Below are 25,248 nucleotides of genomic sequence, written 5' to 3' on the forward strand. Positions count from 1 at the left end.
TCACCCGCATTTTTGCGGTGTGGCGCCTGACGCTTTCCCGGCTAAAGCCGGTCCCACAGTCGAGTTCACGCTCAACCTCACTGACCGCACGCGGTTTCGTAGGACCGGCTTCAGCCGGGAAGAGGCCATTGAAATCACCCGCATATTTGCAGCGTGGCGCCTGACGCTTTCCCGGCTAAAGCCGGTCCCACATTCAAGTTCACGGTCAATCTCACTGACCTCACGCGGTTTCGTAGGACCGGCTTCAGCCGGGAAGAGGCCAGTGAAATCACCCGCATTTTTGCGGTGTGGCGCCTGACGCTTTCCCGGCTAAAGCCGGTCCCACAGTCGAGTTCACGCTCAACCTCACTGACCGCACGCGGTGTCTTAGTGAGACCGGCTTCAGCCGGGAAGAGGCCAGTGAAATCACCCGCATTTTTGCGGTGTGCCGCCTGACGCTTTCCCGGCTAAATCCGGTCCCACATTCAAGTTCACGGTCAATCTCACTGACCTCACGCGGTTTCGTAGGACCGGCTTCAGCCGGGAACAGGCCAGTGCAAGCGCCATCACTTTTGCAGTGTGTCGCCTGACGCCTTCCCGGCTAACGCCGGTCCCACATTATTGTCTCAGCCCCGGCTGACACCGGGGCCTGGCTTCGTCCGGCAGGTTAAAGGTCGGTGATCTCTTTGTGGCGCGGTACCAGCGTCTTCATCACACTCCACGCCACCAGGTAGGCGAGGGCGCAGATCGCGAACATGATCATGTAGCCGGTGTGAATGTCGTTGATCGACTTGTAGTAGTCGAACACCCAGCCGCCGATCTTGGTCATGACCACGCCGCCCAGCCCGCCCGCCATGCCACCGATGCCGACCACCGACGCCACGGTTTTCTGCGGGAACATGTCGGAGACGGTGGTGAAGATGTTGCAGGACCACGCCTGGTGCGCGGACGCGCCGATGCCGATCAACAGGACGGGCACCCAAAAGCTGATGTAGCCGAACGGTTGCGCCAGCAGCACCACCAGCGGGAAGAGCGCGATCACCAGCATGGCTTTCATGCGGCCGTCATAGGGCTTGTCACCGCGCGCCATGAAGTAGCTCGGGAACCAGCCGCCGCCAATGCTGCCGACCATGGTCATGCTGTACAGCACGAACAGCGGCAGCACGATGGCCTGGCCTTTCATCCCGTACTGCGCCGACAGGTAGGTCGGCAGCCAGAACAGGAAGAACCACCACACGCCGTCGGTCATGAACTTGCCGAAGGCAAACGCCCACGTCTGGCGATAAGTGAGCAATTTGAACCAGGAGACCTTGACGGCGGGCGCGCCCGGTAGCGGAGCCGCCTTGACGTGCTCCACCTCATCGCTACGGATATAGGCCAGTTCCTCGGCCGTCAGGCGTTTTTGCTCACCCGGCTTTTCGTACAGCGCCGTCCACACGCCCAGCCAGACGAACCCCAGCAGGCCGACCACGATGAACGCTGATTCCCAGCCCCAGAATGCCGCGATAAGGGGCACGCAAATGGGCGCCGTGATCGCGCCAACGTTGGCGCCGGAGTTGAAGATGCCGGTGGCGAACGAGCGCTCTTTTTTCGGGAAATATTCAGCGACCGCTTTGATCGCAATCGGAAAGTTGCCGGCCTCGCCAACTGCCAGCACGGCCCGCGCCAGCATGAAGCCTGCGATCGACACCGGAATGGCGGCGAATCCCAAGGCGGTGGTGATCGCGCCAATGCCTTGCCCCAGTGGCACCGCAAACGCGTGCATGACCGCGCCGGTGGACCAGATACTGATGGCCACCACGAAAGCGGTTTTGGTGCCAATCCTGTCGACCAGACGCCCGGCGAAAATCATCGAGATGGCATAGACGAACTGAAACACCGAGGCGATGTTGGCATAGTCGGTGTTGGTCCAGCCAAACGTCGTGGACAGCTCCGGTGCCAGCAGGCTGAGCACCTGACGGTCGAGGTAATTGACGGTGGTTGCGAAAAACAGCAGCGCGCAGATTGTCCAGCGGTATTTGCCGACTGACCGGGTGGCCACCCGGGTAATGCTCTGCGGATGGGTAGACTCGTTCGGGATCATTGCATCACTTTTTATTATTGGGGTTATCGGTTGTGATCGTCTGTTGTCGTACAACGCTGTAGATATAGCGAGCGTTTTAGCAGGCTGTCAATCTCTGGAAGCGAAACAAATCCGTCCCATGCCGCACCAGGTGTCAAATCTGACCACGGGCATGCACCGCGTCTCGGAAAAACAGCGAGGTGTGGCCAACTTCGGGTCTTCGACGGGTAATGCCGCCGGACTGAATATCAGACCGGCGTGTTGATCAGCTCGCGGACACGCGCCGCCAGTGTGTCAATGGCAAAGGGCTTGGTCAGCACATGCATGCCGGGCGCCAGCTGATTGGCACCGATGGCTGCGCTTTCCGCGTAGCCGGTGATGAACAGCGTCCTCAGTCCCGGGCGCAGTTCGCGCGCCGCATCCGCCATCTGACGTCCGTTCATCCCGCCGGGCAAACCGACATCGGTGACGAGCATGTCCACTCGCACGTCCGAGCGAAGCAGTTTCAGCCCGCTGGCACTGTCCGCTGCCTCCATGACATAATAGCCAAGCTCGCCCAGCACCTCAGTCACCAGCATGCGCACCGTGGGTTCATCGTCCACAACCAGGATCGTTTCACCAATGCCAGCAGTCTGAGTGGCGGCATCCGGCAAGCGCTTCATGGCAGCCGGCATTCCCGTGGTAGCGCGGGAGATAGATGCACAGCGTCGTCCCTTGTCCGACCACAGACGTGATGCGAACCTGCCCGCCGGATTGCTTGGCGAAACCGTAGATCATTGACAGCCCCAGACCCGTCCCCTGGCCGATGGGTTTGGTGGTGAAGAAGGGGTCGAACGCCTTCGCCACGATGCTCGCAGGCATACCGGTTCCGGTGTCGGTCACGCTAAGGGTCAGGTATTCGCCCTCAGTCACTTCCAGCGTTGCGGCGTCCCCGGCCTCCACGACTTGATGACCGGTTTCGATGGTAATGCTGCCGCCCTCGTGCATCGCATCCCGGGAGTTGATGCAAAGATTCAGCAGTGCGTTCTCAAGCTGACTCGCATCGACCAGCGCCACACAGCGGTCAGGCGAGGCAATGGTCTGCACGTCAATGCTGGGGCCGACGGTACGCTGGATCAGCTCGGTCATGCCTTCTACCAGCGCATTCACCTCAGTAGGGCGAGGATCCAGAGTCTGGCGACGGGAGAACGCCAGCAGGCGGTGAGTCAGGGCAGCCGCCCGCCGGGTCGCGCTTTGGGCGGTCGCCAGGTAGCGATCGACATCCGTGAGGCGGCCTTGAGCAAACCGCGCACTCAACAACTCCAGGGAGCCCGAGATGCCCGCAAGCAAGTTATTGAAATCGTGGGCAAGGCCGCCCGTGAGTTGCCCCACTGCTTCCATTTTCTGTGACTGGCGCAGCTTTTCCTCGGTCTGCATCAACGCCGCGGTGCGCTCTGCCACGCGCTGTTCAAGGGTTTCATTGAGCGTACGCAGGGCGGCGGTGGCCAGGTCGCGCTGGGCTTCGACCGAACGCCGCTCCTCGACATCGATCAGGACACCCGGAAAACTGAGGGGAACGCCTTCCTCGCTGAAGTTGACGCGCCCGTTGGCCTCGATCCAGTAGTATTTGCCGTCCGCCCGACGGACCCGGTATTGATGGGCGTAGGCCCCGCCGCGACGAATGGCTTCGTTGATCGCCGTCATCAGGCCCGCCCGGTCCTCCGGATGAACGGTTGCCGCCACTTGTTCAAGGCTGAGGCCCTCGTAGCCCAACACCGGGTCGAGGCCAAAGGCTCGGGCGAACGCTTCGTCGACGGTGAAACTGTCGCTGGGCAAGTCCCAGTGCCAGGTGCCGAAAATTGCTCCCGCCGCGAGGGCAAGCTGCACGCGCTCGATGTTGGCGCGAGCGACGGCTTCGCTTTGCCGCAGACGTTCCTCGGCATCACGCCGCCCGGTCACGTCGTTGAAGATGATCGCAATCTGACATTCGTCGGGATCGCCGACGGGCACGGCGCGCACGTCAAACCAGCGTTGAAAGGCCTTGGCGTAGCTTTCGAAGGTGGCCGGCACACGGGTCTTGGCAACGCGGCCGTAGGTATCGAACCAGAATTGCTCCAGGTCCGGGGCAAATTCCCTGACCCATTTCCCGCGCAAGTTGACGCCAGCCTCACGCTCGAACGCCGGGTTGGCTTCAACGAAGCGATAGTCAATGGGGTAGTCATTCGCGTCGAACTTGACCTGAACGATGGCGAAGGCCGCTTCGATCGTTTCCAGAATGGTCCTGAAACGCTCCTCGCTTTGACGCAGTGCGGCCTCGGTGTCGCGGATCGGCGTGAGGTCCAGCATCGCGCCGATCATGCGCAAGGCGTTGCCTTGAACGTCGCGGATGACATGCCCGCGGTCGAGGACCTGGGCGTAGGAGCCGTCCACCCGGCGAAATCGGTACTCGTCACTCCAGCCGGTCTGCCTGCCGTCTATCACGTCATGGATCGAGGTGACGACGCGGTGCCTGTCGTCGGGATGAATCTGTGCAATCCACCAGTCGCCGGTCGTTGCACCCGTGGCGAGCGGATGCCCGTAGACCCGTTGCAGCGCGTCATTCCACAGGACATGGTTTTCCTTGAGGTCCCAGTCCCAGATCGCATCGTTGGTGGCTTTGACCGCGAGGCGGTAGCGCGTCTGCGCGTCTTCGATCGCCTGCTCGGCCACCTCTTCGGCTGCGCGCTCAGCCCGGGGGGCGTGGGCATCCGCGACGGCGCTCGATGGTGTGCCGGTGTCGAGGCTTGCCAGCCTCAGGGCTTCACTTGTCTTTAATGCCGACCGCAACTGCATGACTTCAGCCTCAAGGGCTTCCCGGGTCAAATGCTTCAAGTGTCCACCTGCAAACGTAAACGTGATGACCTGAGGTCGGAGGGGCGTCATGCGCCATCCGGTACTGCGCGGGCCGGCTGATCCAGCAGTATCGGCGGCCAGCGTTTTACGCTGCATGCTGGCAGAATGCAATTCGGCTTCCAGAAAAGACTCGGACGGCAAGATAAAGGTTCCGGCACCGGGAACGATTCGCCAGGCGGGTAGGGGGCATTTGCTCAGTTATCTTCGCGGGGTCCACCCTCGCCGCCACTATTGCGATGTATTTTCTTGAATATAACGTGCGCCATGGGGAGGGAGCGCTTCAGGAAACCCTGTTTTTCTCATCCTTCCACCTCCATCCCAGAGATTGTGCAATACCCGGTTGGACTCGCGATGCCTGGGTGGCTCGGATCGACGACTGTCATGCGGTCTTGGCGGAACAGACTGCGAAAGGCTATTTGTTCAGGACCGTAAAGTGTGAAATGCAGACGACCAGCGCGCTAAAGCGCGGGCTAATGGACCGTCTGAAACTGGATAATTACCAATGAGGGGTAGCAGCCCCGGGCGTCACTTGGTAACCCTCTTTCAGTTCCCCATACGAGGACGTCTGCCATTGTTCTGCCAGCGGGATCGGGAACCGAGCGGTTGGGATTCGATGGAATCAATCAGTTCCGCGACGCAATGCAGTCGGCGGCGGTGACCTCTGCCGAGCCAGGGCCGGGGGCGCTAAGCCGGCTCAGTCGCCTCGAAATCGGCTGCCCATCGTGGTGCGAAAATGCTCGACCAGAAAGTCCACGAACACCCGCGTCTTGGCGGGCAGGGCTTTACGGGCGGAAAAGTAGACAGAGACCGAACCCAGGTCCACGTACCACTCAGGCAGCAGCCGCACCAGTTCACCGGTCTGCAGCCAGGGCCAGGCGCGCTCCATCGGCACCAGCGCTGCGCCCATGCCCATTCGCGCGCAACCGCACAGGGCTTCGGGGTCGTTCATGATCGCGGCCGGGTCGAGTGTCAGGTCAAAGGTTTCACCCGCAGTATTCCTCAGGGTCCAGGCGCGCAATCTGCCGGTGTCGGTCGAGCGCGTGACCACCCCCGGTTGCCCCTGCAGATCCGCCGGGGTTTGTGGCAGCGTGCGGCCTTCAAGCCAGTCGGGTGAGGCCACGGCCACCAGATGCAGCTTCGCCAGTTCCCGCGCGACAACGCCGGGGGACAGCTCCATGCCGCCGCCGATGGCCACGTCGAATCCGTCGCCGACCAAGTCAGCGCGGGCCAGCGTCAGGTGCCAGTCGGGGATGACGGCCGGGTACTTTTCCTTGAAGGGCTTGAGCAACGGCAGCAAGTAGTCGTAGGCGAAGGAGGGCGCCACATTGACCCGCAGGCGACCGGCCGGGACATTGCGATTGTCACCCACCTGCGCGACCGCCGCCTGAATGGTCTCCAGGCTGTCGGCGACCTGCGCGTAGAAGGCATCGCCTGCTTCGGTCAGGGTCAGGCTGCGGGTGTTGCGCTGAAACAGCCGGGTGCCCAGATTGCTTTCAAGACGCGCCACGTTCTTGCTCACCGCTGCCGCAGAAACGCCCATACGCCGGGCGGCCTCGGAGAAACTTCTGAATTGTGCAGCACGCACGAACGACTCCAGATTGCCCAAGGTTTCCATGAGGGTCTCCAACGTTTGGTTGAAGCTGATTCTACCCATGCCGGACTAATTCATCCGCTTGTGAGCGTGCACAGTGAGCGCTCTCTCAACGCCAAAAGGTGAATTCCAATGGGCAAGATTTTGGTAACAGGGGCTACGGGCCGACTGGGCAATGCAGTCGTGAATGCGCTTTTGCAACGGGGTGAGGCCGGCGACGTCGTGGGGCTGGCACGGGATCCGGGCAAAGCGCAGGCCTTGACCGCGCGGGGCGTCGAGGTGCGTTACGGCGATTACACGGATTACAACGCCTTGGTAAACGCCTTCCAGGGTGTCGAAAAGGTTTACATGGTTTCGGCCGTGGCCTTCACCGACCGCGTCGCTCAGCACAAGAATGTCATCGATGCCGCACGCCGCGCCGGCGTCGACCACATGATGTACACCGCCATCCAGCGGCTGGACGACGTGCGGTTTCCGATCGAGGGCGTCACCGACAGCGACATCGCCACTGAGCAATTGCTGATGCAGTCAGGCCTGGCGTACACGGTGCTGCGGCATCCGTTGTACGCCAACGACCTGCCCATGTTCATCGGCACCAACGCGATCAATGCAGGCTTCGCCGCGCCCGCCGGCAACGGCAGAATTGCACTGGCCTGTTATCAGGAGCTGGCTGAAGCCGGTGCCGTCCTGCTCAGGCAGAGCGCCCATGGCAATCGCAGTTATCTGCTGAACAGCGGCAGCCCCTGGTCCTTGGCTGACATCGCCAACGCGTTGTCCGACCTCACTGGCAAGGCGATCGCCTATGAGCCGATTTCGTCGGCGGCCTTCGTCCAGGCTCGTGAGCGTGAAGGCTGGCCGCCACACGTCGCCCGATTTATCGCCGGCTGGTACTCGGCCATCGAAGGCGGCGCCTTCGACCAGACCAGCACCGACCTCGAAGACGTTCTGGGGCGTAAACCCAAACAGCTTTTAGCGCTGCTCAAGGACGCCTTCGGGCTTTGAGCGCACAGCGTAAAACGGCATTGGAGAATGCGCTTGACCTTGCCGCAGTGGAAAGGTCTAGCGTGACGGCTTCGTCTCTACCCTCATCCAGGATGCTTCGTCATGAAAAAGATTGCCGCCGTTGTCAGCGTCATTGCTCTGCTTTCCGTAACCGCCGTCAGGGCCGACCCGGCGGAGGACGTCAAACAGATGCATGAGGCCTACCAGCAATCGATGGGCGCCATGAAAGACGACATGCATCACGGCATGATGAGCGACGACCCTGATGTGGCGTTTGCGGCCGGCATGCTGCCGCACCACGAAGGCGCGGTGGAGATGGCGAAGATCCAGCTCAAATACGGCAAGGATCCAGAGATGCTGGAGCTGGCGCGCAAGATCGTTGCGGCCCAAGCGGCAGAAATCGCGCAGATGAAGGCCTGGCTGAAAGCTCATCCGGCTAAATAAACCTGCAAGGCCCAGCGCCCCTGATCAGGGCCGCTGGTAGTCAGCCCGCGTGGCGGCGGGGCAGGAAAGGGCGTTCGCTGCCGCGGGCGTATCAACCCGTGATATTCGAGTCGATTTTCTTGCCCATGCTGATACGCGGTTCGGTTGAGTAACCCATGGACTCATAGAACGCCTGGACGCTTGCATTGGTGCTGACGATCTGCAGATTGATTTTCATGCACCCCCGCGCTGTCAGGGCGTGCTCTGCATGACGAACCAACTGCATGCCTACGCCTTTTCTGCGATGAGCGGGGTGCACCGCCACCGCATACAGCCATCCGCGATGACCGTCGTAGCCGGCCAGAACGGTCCCCACCACCTCATTTTCCGTCAGGGCAACAAAAAAGAGGCCGTCCGGTACAGCCAGCTTTTTGTCGATGGCAAGTCCGGGCGTGTTATGAGCGGTTTCGTAGCCGAATACGGCCTCCCGGAGTTCGATCACGGCCTGGCGATGAAGTGTGTCCGAATAGTCGGTAATGGCAGCCATGGTGAGGCTCCTTATTCAGCGGAATGGCCCATGGGATTTTCTGCGCTGGCAACCGCCACCTTATCTTCCCGAGACCAGTGCCAGCCGGCAGGCCAAACCGAGAGATCAATCATCACGTCCCTTCCCGAGGCAATAAACGGCGAGTCCAGGCACGCATGTTACCGGACGGTGGCGCGTTTCTGGAGGGCCTTTGCGGGATGACGCCACTCAATGGCGCCACGACCCATGGGGCAATTCAATGTGCCTCTCAGCCTTGGCCAGTGCGGTCTTCAGCGCCTCCCGGTTCAACGGAATGCAGTAAGCCGGCTTGGCCCGTTCAAATCGCCAGCTCTCGTCAAGATTGCCGGCATCGACCGCGTCGAATCCCACCTCGTCCAGCAGCCGGATCGCCAACGCCTTTGCCGCAGCGTCATCGGCGGCCACCGGCAGTGCGCGTCGGTCGTGTGCCGTATTCGGGCGAGCATCGCGGTCGAGGTCATCGGCCAGGATCGCGTTGAACACCTTGACCACGCTGGCGCCAAACAAATGCTCGGCGAGCAGCCTGCTGGTGGTGGTTTCAAACCTGTCGAGCGTCGGGATAGGGCCGTCTCGGTCGGGGTAGTAGTTGTTGGCGTCCAGCACCGTTTTGCCCGCAAGCCACTCGGCCGGCAGGGTTGGATAGTGGTTGAAAGGAATGGCGACCAGAACCACATCGCCAAAGGCAGCAGCGTCCTCGATCGTGCCGACCTGAACGCCGGATATCTGGACGAGCAGGTCGTTCAGGGTCTGCGGCCCACGTGAATTGCTGAGCATGACTTCATGGCCTGCCGCGATGAACCGTTGCGCCACTGCCTGCCCGATAAAGCCTGCTCCGATGATGCCAATGCGCATGTGATGACTCCCGATGGTTTGCAAGAGCCGCCATGATGATTGCGAACCGGCCGCCGATAAATAATCATCAGGCGCTTAGTCTCGCCACCAGGAGTGTTGAATCATGGACCGTCTGAGCAGCATGGAAGCCTTTGTCACGGCGGCGGAATGCGGCTCCTACGCCAAAGCGGCCGAGCGTCTGGAGTTGTCGCCGCAGATGGTCGCCAAGCACGTTGCCGCGCTCGAGCATCGACTCGGCGCGCGACTGCTGAACCGCACCACGCGCCGCCAGAGCCTGACCGAACTGGGCCAGGCGTATCTGGAGCGTTGCAGACACATTCTCAGTGAAGCAAAGGCGGCCGACTCTCTCGGGGAGATGATGAATGACACCCCGCGCGGCAAGCTGAAAATCAGCGCGCCCATCACCTTCGGCTCCTCTCGCCTGATGCCCTTCGTCACGACATTCCTGCGGCTGCACCCCGAGATTGAAATCGATCTGCAGCTGACCGATCGCTTCGTTGATCTGGTGGAGGAGGGGTTCGACATCGCGTTCAGGATCGGCCCGCTGGAGGTGTCCAGCCTCACCGCCCGGCCGTTGGCGCCTTATCAACTGGTCGCTTGCGCAGCGCCTGGCTATCTGGCCGAACGCGGCGTGCCGCAATGTCCGCAGGACCTGAGCAATCATGAGTGTCTGGGGTATGCCTGGTGGTCGCGGCCGACTGATCGCGAGTGGGTCTTCTGCAAAGGGTCAAAGGTGGAGCGGGTTCAGGTGGCGAGTCGATTGAGGGTCAACGAGAGCCGCGCGCTGCTTTCGGCCGCGCTGGACGGTTTCGGCATCGTGGTCGGCCCGCTGATATTCCTGGAGCCCGCCTTGCGCAGCGGCGAGCTGGTTCGAGTGTTGCCTGACTATGAGGCGCCGAGTCGGCCCCTGCATATGCTGTACACCGGCAGCCGGCAGCGAACGGCCAAGCTGCGCCGATTCATTGATGCGGCACTGGCGCGTTTCGGTTAACCCTGAGCGGGAGAGCAAACCCAGGATTGCCAGGGATCAAATCGCAGCCGGGTCTTTCATCGGAGCGTCGATGCGCAGCCCGTCCCATAGGCCCATGACGTGCGTAATTGCAGCGTCCAGTGTTTCAAACGTCGCGCCGTCGCGGGCCAGTACCGACATGCCCAGCATGAAGCTGTCGAACACCGTGGCCAACGCGGCTGGCGCCACCGTTGCGGGCAGTTCTCCCGCGGCGATGGCTCGTTCGATGCACGCGACAATGGCGGCACGGTTCAAGGCTCGCGCATCTGCCAGCGGCTGGGAGATGGTCTTGCTTTCTTCGGTGGATGCGCTCAGAAAACCCAGTGACACCAGGCAGCCCTTGGGATGACCCGCCTCGCACTGCATTTTTGCCGAGCACCGCAGCGTGCGCTCGATCGCTTGCCTGGGGGCAAGGGCGGTGTCGAACAGACTGTCGGTCACGCGTCCATGGGTGTTGAGGTAGCGCTGCATGACTTCATTGAACAGCGCCTGCTTTGAGCCAAACGCCGCGTAGAAGCTCGGCGCGGTGATGCCGCCGCCGATGCTCGCCTTGAGCTGGCTGAGAGACGTTGCGTCATAGCCATGTTCCCAAAACAGATGCAGCGCCTGGGTGATTGCCACGTCACGGTCGAACGTGCGCGGTCGTCCCATCTGAGCCATATGACCCTCCTTTCAAGTGAGATAAATACTAGTCGATACATATGTGATTGACTACCCGGCTTGGGCTCTTTAGATTGCTACCGATCAGTATATTAGTCGGAGGATCGAACGATGACCCATGAGGGAAAGGTCAAAAAACTGCCATATGGGGCGCTGCTGGCGCTGGCGATGACCGGTTTTATCTGCATCGTCACGGAGACGCTGCCGGCGGGGCTTTTGCCTGAAATAGGCGATGGTCTGAGTATATCGGCGTCACTGGCAGGGCAGATGGTCACGGTGTACGCCTTGGGATCGTTGCTGGCCGCCATCCCGCTGACCATTGCCACGCGCAGTTGGCGGCGCAGATCGGTGCTGCTGCTCACCGTCATCGGGTTTCTGCTGTTCAATTCCATCACGGCGCTGTCTTCGGTGTACTGGCTGACCCTGATTGCGCGATTTTTCGCAGGGGTTTCAGCGGGACTGGCCTGGAGCCTCATTGGCGGCTACGCGCGGCGCATGGTCGAGCCCGCTTCACAGGGCCGCGCCATGGCAGTGGCGATGGTGGGGACGCCAATCGCATTGTCACTGGGCGTACCCCTCGGCACCTGGCTGGGCGGAGTGATTGGCTGGCGGATGTCGTTTGCCGTGATGTCCGGACTGACCCTGGTGTTGATCGCCTGGGTACTGATCAAGGTGCCGGACTACCCGGGTCAATCGTCCTCCCAGCGCATGCCGCTGCGTCAGGTCCTGTTCACGCCGGGCGTGCGTCCCGTGCTCGGCGTGGTGCTGACCTGGATGCTCGCCCACAATATTCTCTACACCTACGTCGCGCCCTTTGTTTCCCTGGCCGGGTTGGGTGCCCATGTCGATCTGGTGCTGCTGGTGTTCGGCGTTGCCGCACTGATGGGCATCTGGGTCGGGGGGCGTCTCGTCGATCGTCATCTTCGCACCGCAGTGTTGCTGAGCCTCGCCACCTTCGCCGGGGTTTCGGTGTTCTTCGGGATATTCTCGGCCTCTGCCACGGCGATTTACCTCGGTGTCTTCGTCTGGGGCCTGACCTTCGGCGGCGCCGCCACACTGCTGCAAACCGCGCTGGCTGACGCAGCAGGTGAGGGCGCCGACGTTGCCCTGTCGATGAACGTGGTCGTCTGGAACAGCGCGATTGCCGGCGGCGGGCTTCTGGGTGGCGTGCTCCTCGGTCACTGGGGCGCGGGGGCCTTCGCGTGGGTGATGGTGCTGGTGCTGCTGGTCAGTCTGGGGATTGCGTTCCGCGCACGGGCCCATGGGTTTGTGTCGGGCGAAAGGGCTGCCGGGCAAGTGGCTGGGGCTCATTAAGATTTGCACCGCTTAACCGGTTGACCGGGGGGCGGTCTTCCCGTCGGGCAACGCCGGCTCGCGCACCAGCGTGATACTCAGCAGCACCCCGGCGCCCAGGCAGAGCGCGATGCACGATAGCGCGATGATGAAGGCGTGGGTGATGGCTGCCGGGTCAGTGCGTCCATCCAGGATCGTGTAGAACACCCCGCCGATCACTGCAACGCTCAACGCTGTGCTGATTTGCAACGTCGAGCTGGCGACCCCGGCGATCATGCCCGAATACGCCGGTGCCACGCGGCCCGTCACCATGCGCATGAGCGTAGGCAGCGCGAGCCCCTGTCCAAAGCCGATCGTGAACAGAAGGGCGGCAAGCAGTGCCGGCACCGGGTACACGCCGGCCGGCGTCGCACTGAGCAGCCACATCATGCCGATAAAGCCGGCCGACTCCATGCCCATACCCGTTGCATTGACGTACACGCCGAGCGCCCGTTTGCAGGCGGGCGCCAAGAGCGGCCCGAGCAGAAATCCGGCGCCGAAAGGCAGAAACACCAGCCCCGCGCTCAGTGCCGATGTGCCGAGCGCGCCTTGCAGGTAGATCGAGAACAGCAGGAAAAACGGGGCGATCGTGTAAAACAGCAGCGCGATGACGAGTGCGCGACCCAATCCCGGAACGTTCAGTGCGTGGGGATCCAGCAGCGGCGAGCCACCGGCATCTCTCAGTCGCGCTTCGTAGCGCCAGAACATCCACGCCAAGAGCGGCACTGCCATCAATGAAACCCAGGCCCACAGCGGCCACCCTGCTTCTCGCCCTTTGATCAGCGGCACGATCAGCGCGGCCAGTGTCAGGATCGAAAGGGCCACGCCCCCCAGATCGAGTGTGTTCGGATTTCGCGCACGGATTTCCTTCAGCACAGGTATGCCGAACAGCAAAACCAGCGCGGCAACTGGCAGGTTAACGAGGAAAATCACCCGCCAGCCCAGGCCGAACAGGTTCAGCGAAATCAGAATCCCGCCCAAAGCCTGCCCGATGACCGACGCCAGTCCGAACACCGCACCGTACAGACTGAGCGCAAGGGGCTTTTCCGAATCCGGGAAGATGGCCTGCACCGATGCCAGTGCCTGTGGCGCCATCACAGCGGCTGTTATGCCCTGCAATACGCGTCCTGCGACCAGCGACCAGGGCGACCAGGCCAGCCCGCACAACAATGACGCCCCCGCGAAGCCAGTCAGACCGATGAAAAACACCCGGCCACGGCCATAGATGTCACCGAGCCTTCCACCGGTGATCAGGGTCACCGCATAGAGCCCGGCATAGGCGGAGATGACCAGTTGCTCAGCGGAAGGGCCGGCACTCAAGTCCTGCCTGATCGATGGCAGCGCGACGTTGACGATAAAAAAATCCAGGGGCGGCAGAAAGGCACCGACCAGCAGAATCAAAAACATCGCCCAGCGTCGCGGATCAGGCGACAACGTATCCTTCACGAACATGGGCAAACCTCCATACGCAACGGCGGCGCTGCGATCGGATAAGAAGGGGGTCAATCAATCGAGGCGCGCATCGCCGCTGCAAGGCGTGATGCGCTGTTCAGGCAGAGCGGTTTCAGGCGCGCTCGAACGTTTCCGAACCCGCGATCGGCGTCCAGTTGAGCAGCGGCGTCAGGAAGTGCAATTCGAAACGACGGGCGCTGAATCGCCACTGATCGTCGCGCCGCTCGAAGCGGTCGTGGTAAAGGCCGCTGACCTGTACCGGACCCTTTTCGCGATCATGAAACAGGCAGTCTGCTGCTACGGTTGCGGTCGCCATCGTCCCCTGAATCTGGATCATGGGATTGGACATCCAGTGATGCATATGCGGCAACTTGATCCAACTGGTGTGCGCCATGGCGGCGATCTCTTCAAGGTTTCGTCCAACGCCGAAATCCGGCAGTTCCAGCGTCGCGTCGGCGTGCCAGAGGCTGCGCAACAGGTCGATGTCCATCAGGTCGTAGGCGTTGGCGTAGCCGGAAATGAGCGATTCGATCGCCGCGCGGCTTTCCAGCGCTTCAAGCCGCGCAGCGAGCATTTCAATGGTCATGGTGTTTCCTCGGTAGCGTATCGGTTGAGTGTCCAACGGGCGGGGTTGCTCGATGGTGGCGAAGGCGGACCAGTCTCGATCGCCCAGGCCCTGGGTGATCGCCGCTGACATGCCCGCGCGTACCACCCTTGCGGCAGGCAGCTCCAGGGCAACGGCTTCGGCGGCCCTCAGCGCCAAGTCCACATCTTTCAGGCCCAGGGACAGCTTGAAGCCGGGCTCGTGTACGCGGTTGGCGACGTAATGCCCATAGCGCTGGTAACTCGGGCAGGCGAACAGGGTTTGAGTGACGGTTTCAACGAACGCCGAAGGGGGTAGACCGTAGGCCTCTACCAGGCGTGTCGCTTCGCCCAGGGATTCAATGGCCTGGGTGATCATCATGTTGCCGGCGATCTTGGCGATGCAGGCCTGCACAGGCCGGTCGCCCATCCGCCAGGTCTTCTTTCCGAGCACATCCAGCAGCGGCTGGATCTTCTCGATTGCGTCAGCGGCGCCGGACGCGAGGATGTTCGCCTCACCCTGAGCCACGGCCGCCGGCACCCCGAACATCGGGGCCGCGACCAACTCGATGCCTGCCTGCTCGTGACTGTCTTGCAATTCGTTGATCAGGGCAGGTGACAGCGTTGACATCACAATGTGAATGCAGCCCTTGCCGGCACGCGCCAGCGCATCGGAAGACAGCAACACCTGCCGCACCGCCCGATCATCGGCGAGCATGCTGATGACCACTTCCTGCTCAAAAGCCAGCGCGGGGTCAGTCAGTGCGATCACGCCCTCAAGATCTGCCAGCGCCTGAGGGCTACGGTTCCAGGCCCACACGTGATGACCTGCCGCCATCAGCCGCAGGATCATCACCCGACCCATGGTTCCCACTCCGATAAACCCGATGTTCATCAATGCCCCTCTGCCTATGGCTGTTTTGCTCGAGGCGCCATTGTGCGAGCCATGCAGTTGCTTAGGGACTGCCATTGCTGCATCTTCGGCGTTCACTTTTGTACGAGGTACGCCATGGACTGGAATGACCTGCGCGTCTTTCTGGCGGTCGCCCGCGGCGGTTCACTGGGGGCCGCTGCAAAGCTGTTGGGCGTCAGCCACCCCACCGTCGGGCGGCGCCTGCATGTGCTGGAACAGAGCAGTGGCGAGGTGTTCTTTCGTCGTACGTCAACCGGCCTGGTGTTGACCGACAGCGGTGAGCGCATCTTCGAGCTGGCTCAGGAGATGGAGCGCAGCGCGCTGACGATCGAACGGCGCATCGCCGGCGAAAGTGATCAGTTCGAAGGCCTGCTGCGCATCTCCTCGGCGGACTGGTTTGCCGGCTATGTGCTTGGGCCAGTACTGGCCGAACTGCTCCGGCGCCACCCCCTGATCGTGCCCGAACTGATTGCCGGACAACGGCTGTCCGACCTGACACGCAGGGAAGCGGACATCGCGTTTCGGATCGTCCCTTTCACCGAGCCGGACATCGTCCAGCGTCGCTTGACCACGCTGAACTACGGTCTATACGTGGGCGCCCAGCAGCCGTTCTCTCCGGGCACGCATGGCGAAGGTGTCGGGCTAATCACCATGGACACCGCGCAATCCCATTACCCGGACGTCGTCTGGCTGCGAGGTTTGTACCCGCAGGCGCGGGTGGTTTTCACCAGCAGCAGCCGAACCGTGCAAGCCCGGATGTGCGCCCTTGGCCTTGGCATTTGCGTATTGCCGCGCGCCCTGGGAGATCAGAGCCCCGCGCTCAGGCGGCTAGACGTTGGACAGGCGCCGCCCGGGCGTGACATCTGGATGGGCTACCACCACGACATGCGGCAGATGGACCGGCTTCGCGCATTCGCGGAGCTTGCCGGGCAGATCATTGGCGAAGACTGATCCTGGGTGATCTCAGGCATCAGCCTCCGGCACATAGGAAGCGACACCGTTGCCGAATGACCAGTCATGCTTATCGTTATTCGAGATGAACACCTGGATGTCCTCGCGGCGCATGCCGGGGCGGGCAGTGAGTTGATCGGCGATGGCGCGGTAAAGCGCCTGCCTTGTCGGCGTGTCGCGCCATCGGTTGGCGAGGATGTGTATGAACACCACGTCATCTGTGCGCTTGACGTTTAGAAAACCCGGGTCATAGAAAAACAGGCCTTTCTCGTATTGATCGATGACCTGAAATCGGTCGTCTGGCGGCACGCTGTAAGTCTCTACAAGCGCGTGGTGAACACCATCAGCGATGGCGCGGAGTTGGGCAGGGGTTTTGCCTTTGAGCAGCGATATTCTTACGAATGGCACGGCAGCATTCCTCAATGTGAGTGCGAGCATCGAGATTGCTCGCTCTGTTCATATCGGAATAGCAGTAAGATCCGACGGATATCATCAGGTATTCCGGTAGATCGACATGCAAGGATTCGACTTCGAACAATTGAAGACCCTCGTCGCTGCGGTGGATGCGGGCAGTCTTACGGCAGCGGTGCCCCTCCGGTATCGATCGCAGTCGGCGCTGAGCGAACAGCTCAACAAGCTGGAGGAAGCCGCGGGTGAACAGCTTTTGGTGCGCAGCAAGCAGGGCGTACGCCCCACCGCGGCAGGTCAGCGCCTGATTGGCCATGCTCGTCAGATACTGGCGTTGTCGGATGCGGCCTGGCGAGACATGCACCGGGTGCCCCTTGAAGGCGAGGTCCACATCGGCATTTCCGATTACGTCCGGCCGAGCCAGCTGGCGACTTTATTGGCGCGCATCGCTGAGCAATACCCCGGTTTGCGGATGCGCACCCAGATCGACAAAAGCGACGTCATCGCCGATGCCCACGGTAGCGGCGCGCTGGATCTGGCGATCATCCTGCGCACGACGGGGTCGCCTTCCTCATCATCCGAAGAAGCCCAAGTGCTGCGCACGGAATCCCTGATGTGGGTGGCCGCCCGCAGCAAGCCACTTCCGCCTGAAGACAGGGTTATCGAACTCGCGCTGCTGCCTGAAACCTGCGCGCTGCACAGGCTGGCACGCAACGCATTGGACGCACACGGCATTGCCCACGTCGTCGCTCATATGGCGTCCGGTGTGGCGGGGCTTCAGGCGGCAGTCGCGGCGGGGCTGGGCGTGGCGTGCCTCAATGCCTCCGCGATCATCGAGGCCGACATGCTGGAGGTCACCGGTCTCAATCTGCCCGCGCTGCCCACTGTGGACATCGTTTTATTGCCGGCTCGCTGCCGGGGAGGTGTCAGTGAGCGATTGCAAGCGGTGGGGCAGATCATTGCAGCGACGCTGGCGCCTTAGCCTGCGCCCGCTGCCGCTTGACTGGCCCTTGGATGGACCTGCCGGACAGCGCTGATAGGCCACACTTGCGCGACGGCGAACAGCACCTCAAACACTGTAAACCCGAGAATCAGAACACTCGCGCCCTGGGCAACCGCGTAAAGCTGCCAGGTGGCGAAGAGCGTTCGCGCCAGTGCGTCATACAACCCCACACGTCGGCTCGGCTGTGCGAGGCGCCAGAGCGACCAGACCACCACCACGCTGCCGAGCAGGTTGGCAAACAGCATCGCGCTGACGTCCAGCACGGGCACCGGCCGTTCCAGTGCCAAAGCGCCCGATAACGTGGCGAAGCCGGTGAACACCCATGCGGCCGTCCAGGGCGTCATGAAGCCCGCTGTCACCACCAGGTCGTAGATGGCGCTACTTTTGACGATGCCCAGATTGTTTTTTGCGCTGATCATGATCTTCCCTCACAGTTGAGCCCGCAGGCTAAAGCCTGGTCTTAGGTCCAGAGTCAACGTGAGCATTGAACGTCATGAAAATAGGCGAAGTGGCAGGGCGTGCGGGCGTGTCCGTGGATGCATTGCGGTTTTATGAAGAGAAAGGCCTGATCAAGCCTCAACGCAGTGCCAATGGCTATCGGCATTATCCGCAGGAGACGCTGCAGCTGGTGGGGTATATCAAGCTGGCGCAACAGCTGGGGTTTTCGCTCAAGGAAATCGGCGAAAACCTGCCGCTGCTGTGGAACAGCGAGCAGGTCTCCAGCGACCTGCTGGCGCGATTATTCGCCGAGAAAATCGCGTTGCTGGACGAGCGGATCAGGCAGATGCACGCGCTGCGTAATCTGTTGGCCGAGCGGGCGGGGCACGTCTGTCCGCTGTTAGGCGCTGACGTGCCCTGAAGGACACGTCACCTCGCAATACACCGACGTCAGTGACGACGCCTTCAGTCGCACAACGCCTGGCTGCGACGCATCGCAATCGGCCGCACCAGGCTCAGCAAGCCCGCCAGAGCCATCGCCGCACCGACCCAGAGCGGCGATCGCAACCCCAGGCCCGCATCGATTGTCACACCGCCCGCCCAGCTGCCGAACGCCAGTCCGGCGGTGATGACCGAGGTGTGCATGATGTTGACCAGCGCGCCGGGCTCGGCCGCTTTCATGACCCGGGCGACCATCGCAGGGTTCAGCGCCACACCGGTCAGCCCGAGGGCGAGGAAGCACATCAGGTTCAGCCACAGGTGATGCCCGGCCAGGGCAAAGCCCGACAACGCCAGCACCATGATTGCCAGGCCCCAACCGACGATCGCCATCATGTAGCGATCCGCCAGTCGGCCCACCACCCAGTTGCCCAACACGTTCGCGACGCCATACAGCGCCAGCAACGGCGCAACGAATTTCGGCGCGACGCCGACTTCCTGAATCAGGATGGGCGTGCAGTAGCTGAATGCGGCAAAGGTCGCGCCGATGATCAGCCCGCTGGTGACGTACGCCGCCCAGAGGGGCGGATTCTTCATGTCCGCGACTTGTTGGCGCAGCGGCGGTTCGCTGCCATTGGCGCTCGCCGGCAGGCGCTTGCTCGCCAGTACGGTGCACAGCATCGCCAGCACCACCACCAGCCAGGCGCTCGCACGCCAGCCGAAGTGTTGCTCGACCCAGGTGGTCAGCGGCACGCCCACGACGGGGGACAGCATCAGCCCGGCAAGGACGACTGAAACCGCGCGACCGCGTCGTTCCGGGGTGACGAGGGCTGCGCACACGGTCATGCACAAACCGATGCACACGGCACTGGAGATGCCCATGACCACGCGAGCAGCGGCAAGCACCAGATAACTTTGGGCGGCGGCTGCAATGGCGCCGGCCACCACGTAACAGATGAGCAACGCGATCAACGAGCGTTTGTTGCTGACGCCTCTGGACAGCAGCAGGACGGTCACGAGCGGACCGCCGATGGCCATGCCCAGGGCATAGAAGGCGATGAGGTTGCCGACTTGGGCGAGACTGACCGAAAACGCATCGGCCAGCGCCGGCATCATGCCAGCGACCATGAACTCGGCCGTCACCAGCGAGAAGATCGTCAGGCCCAGAAGGTAGACGGTGGAGGGGAGTGTGCTGCGGCTGGACATGGGGTTCCTGACGGGTAAAGAAGGCCGGCTACCCTAGGGATTGAGACGGGGCAGGTCAACAGGCAATCAAGCAACTGCCCCTGAAAATCAGTCCCTGCTGCATCATCCCGAGGTCCGTGCTTTGATCGCCAGCCATTCATCGCGCGTCAACTCCCAGAGTTCCTGCACCATCGGGCCCGAGACGAAATTGGCGTTCCGGCGCTGGATCATGCGCATGCCCTCGCGTTCGGAGATCTTCCTCGACGCGTCGTTGCCAGCGGCTTTGGGCACCTGCATGACTGGCCGCTGCAGGGTTTCGAACCAGAAGGCGTTGATCACTTCGCATGCCTCCTGCATATAACCGTGACCGCGCCACTGCGGCGCCAGCCAGAACCCCCGATGGTTCTTGGGCTGATCGTGCAGGCTGATGCAGCCGATCACCCGCGCCGGCTCTGGTGTCAGGCGTAGGGTCCAGTGCCATTCGCGCCCCTCTGCAATGGCAGGAAGCGCAACGTCGCGGAGGTAGGTCAGCGCGCCGTCGTCGGGATAGGGCCATGGCACATGGCTGTCCAGATACCGGACCACCTCCCACTGGGGAAACAACTGTTGAATGACGGGCGCATCGGTTAACCGCAGCGGGGCGAGTGTCAGTCGGGGAGTCTGGAACGTGGGGCTGTCCATGCGGGTTTGTCCTTCGGAGTCGCTGAAGGGCGGACGCTAACGCGTTGCAGGGACGCAGTCCATTGCACCGGCGGCGCGCAGCCCCGATGTCGAGGGGCACGAGCGGTGCGGGAACACGGATTCCCACACCTTTCGGTGTCAGCCCAGGTCGTCAAGCACGCCACTCATGCGCGCTTCCACCTCATCTCGAGTGGCCGCCCATGCCGGTACAGTGTCGAGCAGACGCTGTTGCCAGGCCATCAGATTCGGGAATTCATTGAAGGGCGCGCCTGTTCGCTGGTACTGCGAAAAGGGCGCTGCAATGTCGATGTCCGCAAGGGTCAGGGCATCACCGACGATGAATTTCCGGGACGTCAGGTGGGCATCCAGCACCATCGCAGCATTGCGGATATTGCCCATGGACAGCTCAACCACGGCGTCGGTCGGCGGTTTGCCTGTCAACGTCTTGCCGGCCCATTCGTTGAAGAGAAAGGTCGAGAATACCCGCCATTGTTCACCCGACCAGAACATCCACTGCAGAACCTCGAACCTCTCTGCTTCTGTTAGTCCAAGCAGGTTTAAATCCGGGCTCGCCTTTGCGGCGAGATAGAGGTTGATCGCCGACGCCTCCCAGATGACGGTATCGCCGTCCTGAAGCACCGGCGTCAGGCCGTGGGGGTTGAGCTTCAAAAACTCAGGGGTATGACTTTCCCCCTTAAATAAATCGACGTTGATGCGTTCGATGTCGACGCCCATGACCGCAGCCGCAGCCGTGACGCGCCGAAGACTGCCCGAGCCCGGATCGCCGTAGAGTTTGATGGACATGATTTTCCTCGCAGTTCGATGATGGAACCAGCCGGCGTTGGCATTGGCACCCATGGTATGAAGCGGGCCATGAATGAATGTCAGCCGTCAGCTCCGTTGAATGACGAGGCCACGGTAGACTCTTGCTTCGCACAAAATAATGCCGCCGTTTCGCAGAACACTTATCTGGAATTCAAATGACTGATCGCTGGCTGGAGATCGAGGTTTTCACCCGCGTGGCCGAATCGGGCAGCTTCTCCCGCGCCGCTCAGGCGCTCGGGCTTTCTCAGCCTTCGACTTCACGAATCGTCACCGGACTGGAAGCTCGGCTTGGCGTGAAGCTGTTGCTGCGCACGACCCGAAGTGTGGCCCTGACTGAAGCGGGCGCGGCGTTTCTGGACAAGGCACGCCAGGCGGCGGCCGATCTGCAGGACGCTGAAGACGCTGCCCGTGGCATCGATTCCTTGCGCGGTACCTTGCGTCTGGCGGTGCCCATTGCGTACGGCACCCTGGCAGTGATTCCCGCACTGCCCGATTTTCTCGAGCGATATCCCGAACTGCGCGTCGAGATCAGCATGCGCGACGAGCGGCAGAATCTCGTGGCAGCCGGTGTCGACATGGCCATTCGAATGGGCACCCTTGAGGATTCCACATTTGGCGCTCGGCGAATCGCGTCGGTGCCGCGAGTGCTGGTGGCGTCCCCGACCTACATCGCCAAACGAGGGCTGCCGGAAGCGCCCGCAGACCTGGCGCTTCACGACGCGCTGTTGCACGAACACAGCTATCCGGCCAAAAGCACGTTAACGCTCATCAAGTCAGGCGTGGAGCAACGGGTCACACTGCTCGGGCGCGTCAAAATCGATGCGGCCCCTGGCGTCCTGGCGGCTGCCATTGCAGGGCTCGGGATTGCCAACGTCACGACACTCATGGCAGCAGAACACCTGCGCAACGGCAGCCTCGTCCACCTGTTGCCCGACTACGAACTGGAGCCCTTGCAGGCGTTCGCCGTATTTCCCTCCGGCCCCAAACCTTCGGCCAAAGTGCGGGCGCTCGTCGCACACCTCATCGACGTCTTGGGGGGCAATCTCGGTGGGGCTGAACGCGAGCGTAGATGATACGGGCCTGAATGCACGTGATCCGATCGAACCTCTGGGAATCAGCCCCGGTCAGAGCATGACGGATGCACCGTCAATCTCTACTCAATTAGCGGCACTCGTTTGCCAGAGGACCTGATCATGCTCGGAAAGAAATACCTCCCTCATCTGTTGTTCACCGCAGTCTGCGCAGTCAGCAGCTTTTCCTACGCTGCCGAACAGCCAAGCGTGACGATGGATCGCCCGGGTGCAGGGGTCAAGGAAATCAAGGAAGGCGACAACGCCCCTGACCAGTACCAACGTCCGAGCCTGGCGCTGAAAGACTGGAAAGCACGTCATTTGAGCGCGCCGGACAAAAACCAGCAATGGGTGCAGCTCGAGGACAAATATGCCCTGATCGACATTCCCACCGGCACGATCAAACAGATGGTCCCGGCTAAGGGACATAAGTAAGTCGGCGACAGGAGCTGCTTGTTTGGCCATTACATGATGGCGCGCCGGCTCATGCCTTACCGGCTGAAGCCGGTCCTACAATGCGTCCATCGCCAGTGTAACTGAATGTACGCAGTGAACATGTGGGACCGGCTTTAGCCGGGAAGTGGCTTGTCCGATGCCCTCAAGGGCAAATCCCCATCCAGGTAAAACTCGTCCAGTTGTGGCGGCGGTATGCGGGTACCGGACAGCATGGTGTGGACCTGTCCACGATGGTGAATCTGGTGCTGGAACAGATGTAGCAACAGGCGATCCACGCGTTCCGGAATAATGCCCATCGCCCGCACCACACCCGCTCGACGACAAAGCGCGTGCTCATCCAGACCTTCGCAATACGTAACAAGTCGGTCGTCCGCGTCCGTTTGGAGCTGGACGATTTCCTGCAGCGACAGATGCTCGGGCAGATCCTTTCGTTGACCTTCCAGATCAAACGTCAGCGCGGCCAGGTAGAACTGATCGACATCCAGTATGTGCCGCAGCGTCAGCTCAATTGAGGGAAAAAAACCTGTTCGCGGCGCCAGGTATTCTTCATTGCTCAACCCCAGGCATGCCGAGAGCAGGCGCCGGTTCGACCATCGATTATTGTGTGCCTGCGCCAGATAGCTGTTCATCGGAGAGTGCCCGCATTAAGTGGCTGGAGTGACGAATGTTAGTAAGTTCGCGCAGGGTCAGTCATCCCACGTTGCCTTCCCGCGAATACCGCCCCGGCGCGCGCCCGGTGTAGCGGGTGAAGGCGACGCTGAACGCACTTACCGAGCCGTAACCCACGCGCTGCGCAATCCCGGCAATGTCCTCCACGCGCTCACGCAGCAGTTTCTTCGCCAGCGCCATCCTCCACGCCAACAGATACGCCATGGGTGGCATGCCCAATGCGTTCTGAAAACGCTCGAAGAACGTTGAGCGCGAAAGGGCAGATTCCCTGGCCAGTTCTTCCACGGTCCACGGCCTGCCCGGGTGCTCGTGCATCTGCCGTAACGCCTTCGCGAGGCGCTCGTCACTCAGCCCGCGCAGCAACCCCGGTGGCGCAGCTTCGGTGGCGGTGCAGCGCAGCGCCTCTATGAACAGCACTTCCAGCAAATGGGCGAGGACCACGTCCCTCGCTGGCCGCTGAGCGCGGGCTTCCTCGGTCACCAACTCCACCAGCGTCGCAAGCCGGGGCTCGCCGCGCACATGAATCAGTTGCGGAAGCAGCGACACCAGCAAGGCAGCGTCCGGCGATCCGAATGTGCAGTGACCGACCAACAACTGAACGTCGACGGGCGCGTCGAGCGGGCCGACACGTATGTCCCGAGGACGGACCTCGAGAGGAGCGCGCTCGCCGTCGCCGTCTGGCAGCGGCTGAAGGCTCATCATCTCGAAATCGTAAGCTGCCGGGATCAACACGAAGTCGCCCGCCTGCAGGGTGATCGGCGAATGTCCGGCCGCCGAAAGCCGAGATGCCCCTTGCAGGATCGCGCAGTAGAACGGCTGGCCGTGCACCGAGCGCTGTACCCGCCATGCCCCTGCGCCGCTGACGATTTTGGACAGCGAAGCATTGGGTTGCAGCAGGGTGACGACCTCAGCGAGCGGATCGAACATGCCGGACTCCTGCTAAAGAAAAGCGGACGGGGGATGATATTAAGTCCGGTTACCACAGCTTATCGTGGCGTCACTGTCAATCACGCGATGGAGACACACCCATGAACACCATTCTGATCACCGGCTGCTCATCGGGCTTCGGCCTGGTTACCGCCCAATACTTCCTCGACCGAAACTGGAAGGTGGTCGCGACCATGCGCACGCCCGATGCAGCGCTTTTCAAAGCGTCCGAGCATCTGCGCGTGCTTGCGTTGGACGTCACCGACCCAGACAGCATCCAGAAGGCGATCGACGCTGCAGGGCCGATTGATGTGCTGGTCAATAACGCAGGCATCGGACTGCTCGGCGCTCTAGAAGGCTGCTCGATGGACAAGGTCCGCAGCATGTTCGAGACCAATACCTTTGGAACCATGGCGATGACTCAGGCCGCGCTGCCGCAGTTCCGCGGGCGCAACGCGGGGGTCGTCATCAACGTCACCTCCAGCGTGACCCTCAAATCCCTGCCATTGCTTAGCGTGTACACGGCGAGCAAGGCGGCGGTGAATGCGTTCACCGAATCCCTGGCGCTGGAGCTTGAGCCGTTTAACGTTCGTGTCCATCTGGTGTTGCCGGGCCGCGCACCGGGGACCGACTTCGGCAAAAATGCACAGCCGCGCATGCAGGGCAGCATTCCGGACGCCTATGCCGATCTGGCTCAACACGTGTTCAGCGAATGGTCGCACTCGACCTTGGTGACCGAGGCGCAGGACGTCGCCGATGCGATCTGGCGTACAGCGAATGAGCCTGCGTCGCCGATGCGTATTGCCGCTGGCACCGATGCAGTTGCACTGATGGGGCAGGCAGGCTGAACAACCGCCGTTATCGCCGATCGTGCTGTCCATCCGACGAAAGCCCATGGAAAGGT

At 61.8% G+C, this 25,248-nt stretch carries 24 protein-coding genes and 1 pseudogene; 10 read left to right on the forward strand and 15 right to left on the reverse strand.

Annotated elements, in window-relative coordinates; translation table 11 throughout:
* Nucleotides 1-646 precede the first annotated feature (646 nt).
* The 3 genes and pseudogenes from AC0Z8Z_RS05545 to AC0Z8Z_RS05555 form a co-directional block, all read right to left on the reverse strand.
* Entirely contained in the window at nt 647-2,062 is a 1,416-nt protein-coding gene (locus AC0Z8Z_RS05545; RefSeq protein ID WP_485618282.1) for an MFS transporter, read from the reverse strand.
* A gap of 227 nt (nt 2,063-2,289) precedes the next feature.
* Nucleotides 2,290-4,942: pseudogene (locus AC0Z8Z_RS05550) on the reverse strand (PAS domain-containing protein).
* Nucleotides 4,943-5,606: 664 nt separating this feature from the next.
* A complete protein-coding gene (locus AC0Z8Z_RS05555; protein ID WP_485618284.1) occupies nt 5,607-6,527 on the reverse strand; it encodes a LysR family transcriptional regulator in 921 nt (306 codons plus the stop codon).
* Between the two features lie 108 nt (nt 6,528-6,635).
* Between AC0Z8Z_RS05555 and AC0Z8Z_RS05560 the strand changes: the two genes are divergently transcribed.
* Nucleotides 6,636-7,505: an SDR family oxidoreductase gene (locus AC0Z8Z_RS05560; RefSeq protein ID WP_485618285.1), complete on the forward strand. Its 870-nt coding sequence runs from the start codon at nt 6,636-6,638 to the stop codon at nt 7,503-7,505.
* A 102-nt stretch (nt 7,506-7,607) separates the two neighbouring features.
* A complete protein-coding gene (copM, locus tag AC0Z8Z_RS05565) occupies nt 7,608-7,949 on the forward strand; it encodes a CopM family metallochaperone (RefSeq protein ID WP_485618286.1) in 342 nt (113 codons plus the stop codon).
* 91 nt (nt 7,950-8,040) lie between these two features.
* Here copM and AC0Z8Z_RS05570 read toward each other — a convergent pair whose 3' ends face one another.
* Together AC0Z8Z_RS05570 and AC0Z8Z_RS05575 are read right to left on the reverse strand one after the other, a co-directional pair.
* Nucleotides 8,041-8,475, reverse strand: coding sequence for a GNAT family acetyltransferase (locus tag AC0Z8Z_RS05570; protein ID WP_485618288.1), 435 nt, complete (start codon nt 8,473-8,475; stop codon nt 8,041-8,043).
* A 207-nt stretch (nt 8,476-8,682) separates the two neighbouring features.
* Nucleotides 8,683-9,345, reverse strand: a complete 663-nt coding sequence (locus AC0Z8Z_RS05575) for an NADPH-dependent F420 reductase (protein WP_485618289.1) — start codon at nt 9,343-9,345, stop codon at nt 8,683-8,685.
* 103 nt (nt 9,346-9,448) lie between these two features.
* Between AC0Z8Z_RS05575 and AC0Z8Z_RS05580 the strand changes: the two genes are divergently transcribed.
* Nucleotides 9,449-10,336, forward strand: a complete 888-nt coding sequence (locus tag AC0Z8Z_RS05580) for a LysR family transcriptional regulator (protein WP_485618290.1) — start codon at nt 9,449-9,451, stop codon at nt 10,334-10,336.
* 36 nt (nt 10,337-10,372) lie between these two features.
* Here AC0Z8Z_RS05580 and AC0Z8Z_RS05585 read toward each other — a convergent pair whose 3' ends face one another.
* On the reverse strand, nt 10,373-11,014 hold the full coding sequence (locus AC0Z8Z_RS05585) for a TetR/AcrR family transcriptional regulator (RefSeq protein ID WP_485618291.1): 642 nt from the start codon (nt 11,012-11,014) through the stop codon (nt 10,373-10,375).
* A gap of 111 nt (nt 11,015-11,125) precedes the next feature.
* On the opposite strand from AC0Z8Z_RS05585, the gene AC0Z8Z_RS05590 reads away from it, so the two are divergent.
* Nucleotides 11,126-12,328 carry an MFS transporter gene (locus tag AC0Z8Z_RS05590; protein ID WP_485618292.1) on the forward strand — a complete coding sequence of 401 codons (1,203 nt, stop codon included), beginning with the start codon at nt 11,126-11,128 and terminating at the stop codon, nt 12,326-12,328.
* A 12-nt stretch (nt 12,329-12,340) separates the two neighbouring features.
* Here AC0Z8Z_RS05590 and AC0Z8Z_RS05595 read toward each other — a convergent pair whose 3' ends face one another.
* Nucleotides 12,341-13,798, reverse strand: coding sequence for an MFS transporter (locus AC0Z8Z_RS05595; protein ID WP_485618294.1), 1,458 nt, complete (start codon nt 13,796-13,798; stop codon nt 12,341-12,343).
* A 112-nt stretch (nt 13,799-13,910) separates the two neighbouring features.
* The gene (locus tag AC0Z8Z_RS05600) at nt 13,911-15,275 is read right to left on the reverse strand and encodes an NAD(P)-binding domain-containing protein (protein WP_485618295.1); all 1,365 of its coding nucleotides are present in this window, start codon (nt 15,273-15,275) and stop codon (nt 13,911-13,913) included.
* Nucleotides 15,276-15,389: 114 nt separating this feature from the next.
* Here AC0Z8Z_RS05600 and AC0Z8Z_RS05605 point away from each other — a divergent pair, with 114 nt between their 5' ends.
* Complete coding sequence (locus AC0Z8Z_RS05605; RefSeq protein WP_485618296.1) at nt 15,390-16,244, forward strand: LysR family transcriptional regulator; 855 nt, start codon at nt 15,390-15,392, stop codon at nt 16,242-16,244.
* Nucleotides 16,245-16,256: 12 nt separating this feature from the next.
* Here AC0Z8Z_RS05605 and AC0Z8Z_RS05610 read toward each other — a convergent pair whose 3' ends face one another.
* Nucleotides 16,257-16,652, reverse strand: a complete 396-nt coding sequence (locus tag AC0Z8Z_RS05610; RefSeq protein WP_122625124.1) for a tautomerase family protein — start codon at nt 16,650-16,652, stop codon at nt 16,257-16,259.
* A gap of 106 nt (nt 16,653-16,758) precedes the next feature.
* Here AC0Z8Z_RS05610 and AC0Z8Z_RS05615 point away from each other — a divergent pair, with 106 nt between their 5' ends.
* The gene (locus tag AC0Z8Z_RS05615) at nt 16,759-17,634 is read left to right on the forward strand and encodes a LysR family transcriptional regulator (protein ID WP_485618298.1); all 876 of its coding nucleotides are present in this window, start codon (nt 16,759-16,761) and stop codon (nt 17,632-17,634) included.
* Here AC0Z8Z_RS05615 and AC0Z8Z_RS05620 read toward each other — a convergent pair.
* The gene (locus tag AC0Z8Z_RS05620) at nt 17,631-18,074 is read right to left on the reverse strand and encodes a hypothetical protein (protein WP_485618300.1); all 444 of its coding nucleotides are present in this window, start codon (nt 18,072-18,074) and stop codon (nt 17,631-17,633) included. The two genes, AC0Z8Z_RS05615 and AC0Z8Z_RS05620, sit on opposite strands and share 4 nt — an antisense overlap.
* Before the next feature lie 74 nt (nt 18,075-18,148).
* Here AC0Z8Z_RS05620 and AC0Z8Z_RS05625 point away from each other — a divergent pair, with 74 nt between their 5' ends.
* Nucleotides 18,149-18,514, forward strand: a complete 366-nt coding sequence (locus AC0Z8Z_RS05625; protein ID WP_485618302.1) for a MerR family transcriptional regulator — start codon at nt 18,149-18,151, stop codon at nt 18,512-18,514.
* A gap of 44 nt (nt 18,515-18,558) precedes the next feature.
* Here the strand turns inward: AC0Z8Z_RS05625 and AC0Z8Z_RS05630 are convergent, their stop codons facing one another.
* The 3 genes from AC0Z8Z_RS05630 to AC0Z8Z_RS05640 form a co-directional block, all read right to left on the reverse strand.
* Nucleotides 18,559-19,737 (reverse strand): MFS transporter, encoded by a 1,179-nt coding sequence (locus AC0Z8Z_RS05630; RefSeq protein ID WP_272634525.1) that lies wholly within the window; start codon nt 19,735-19,737, stop codon nt 18,559-18,561.
* A 102-nt stretch (nt 19,738-19,839) separates the two neighbouring features.
* The gene (locus AC0Z8Z_RS05635) at nt 19,840-20,397 is read right to left on the reverse strand and encodes a GNAT family N-acetyltransferase (RefSeq protein WP_485618305.1); all 558 of its coding nucleotides are present in this window, start codon (nt 20,395-20,397) and stop codon (nt 19,840-19,842) included.
* A 138-nt stretch (nt 20,398-20,535) separates the two neighbouring features.
* A complete protein-coding gene (locus AC0Z8Z_RS05640; RefSeq protein WP_485618306.1) occupies nt 20,536-21,201 on the reverse strand; it encodes a glutathione S-transferase family protein in 666 nt (221 codons plus the stop codon).
* Nucleotides 21,202-21,377: 176 nt separating this feature from the next.
* Between AC0Z8Z_RS05640 and AC0Z8Z_RS05645 the strand changes: the two genes are divergently transcribed.
* Together AC0Z8Z_RS05645 and AC0Z8Z_RS05650 are read left to right on the forward strand one after the other, a co-directional pair.
* The gene (locus AC0Z8Z_RS05645; RefSeq protein ID WP_485618308.1) at nt 21,378-22,295 is read left to right on the forward strand and encodes a LysR family transcriptional regulator; all 918 of its coding nucleotides are present in this window, start codon (nt 21,378-21,380) and stop codon (nt 22,293-22,295) included.
* 120 nt (nt 22,296-22,415) lie between these two features.
* The gene (locus tag AC0Z8Z_RS05650) at nt 22,416-22,727 is read left to right on the forward strand and encodes an RcnB family protein (protein WP_122537145.1); all 312 of its coding nucleotides are present in this window, start codon (nt 22,416-22,418) and stop codon (nt 22,725-22,727) included.
* A 134-nt stretch (nt 22,728-22,861) separates the two neighbouring features.
* Here the strand turns inward: AC0Z8Z_RS05650 and AC0Z8Z_RS05655 are convergent, their stop codons facing one another.
* Together AC0Z8Z_RS05655 and AC0Z8Z_RS05660 are read right to left on the reverse strand one after the other, a co-directional pair.
* Complete coding sequence (locus AC0Z8Z_RS05655) at nt 22,862-23,377, reverse strand: DinB family protein (RefSeq protein ID WP_485618310.1); 516 nt, start codon at nt 23,375-23,377, stop codon at nt 22,862-22,864.
* A 61-nt stretch (nt 23,378-23,438) separates the two neighbouring features.
* A complete protein-coding gene (locus AC0Z8Z_RS05660; protein WP_485618311.1) occupies nt 23,439-24,344 on the reverse strand; it encodes an AraC family transcriptional regulator in 906 nt (301 codons plus the stop codon).
* A gap of 101 nt (nt 24,345-24,445) precedes the next feature.
* On the opposite strand from AC0Z8Z_RS05660, the gene AC0Z8Z_RS05665 reads away from it, so the two are divergent.
* Nucleotides 24,446-25,192: an SDR family oxidoreductase gene (locus tag AC0Z8Z_RS05665; RefSeq protein WP_485618312.1), complete on the forward strand. Its 747-nt coding sequence runs from the start codon at nt 24,446-24,448 to the stop codon at nt 25,190-25,192.
* Nucleotides 25,193-25,248: the final 56 nt, after the last annotated feature.

Source organism: Pseudomonas sp. 1L-C-7-B-C1 (genome assembly GCF_057291635.1).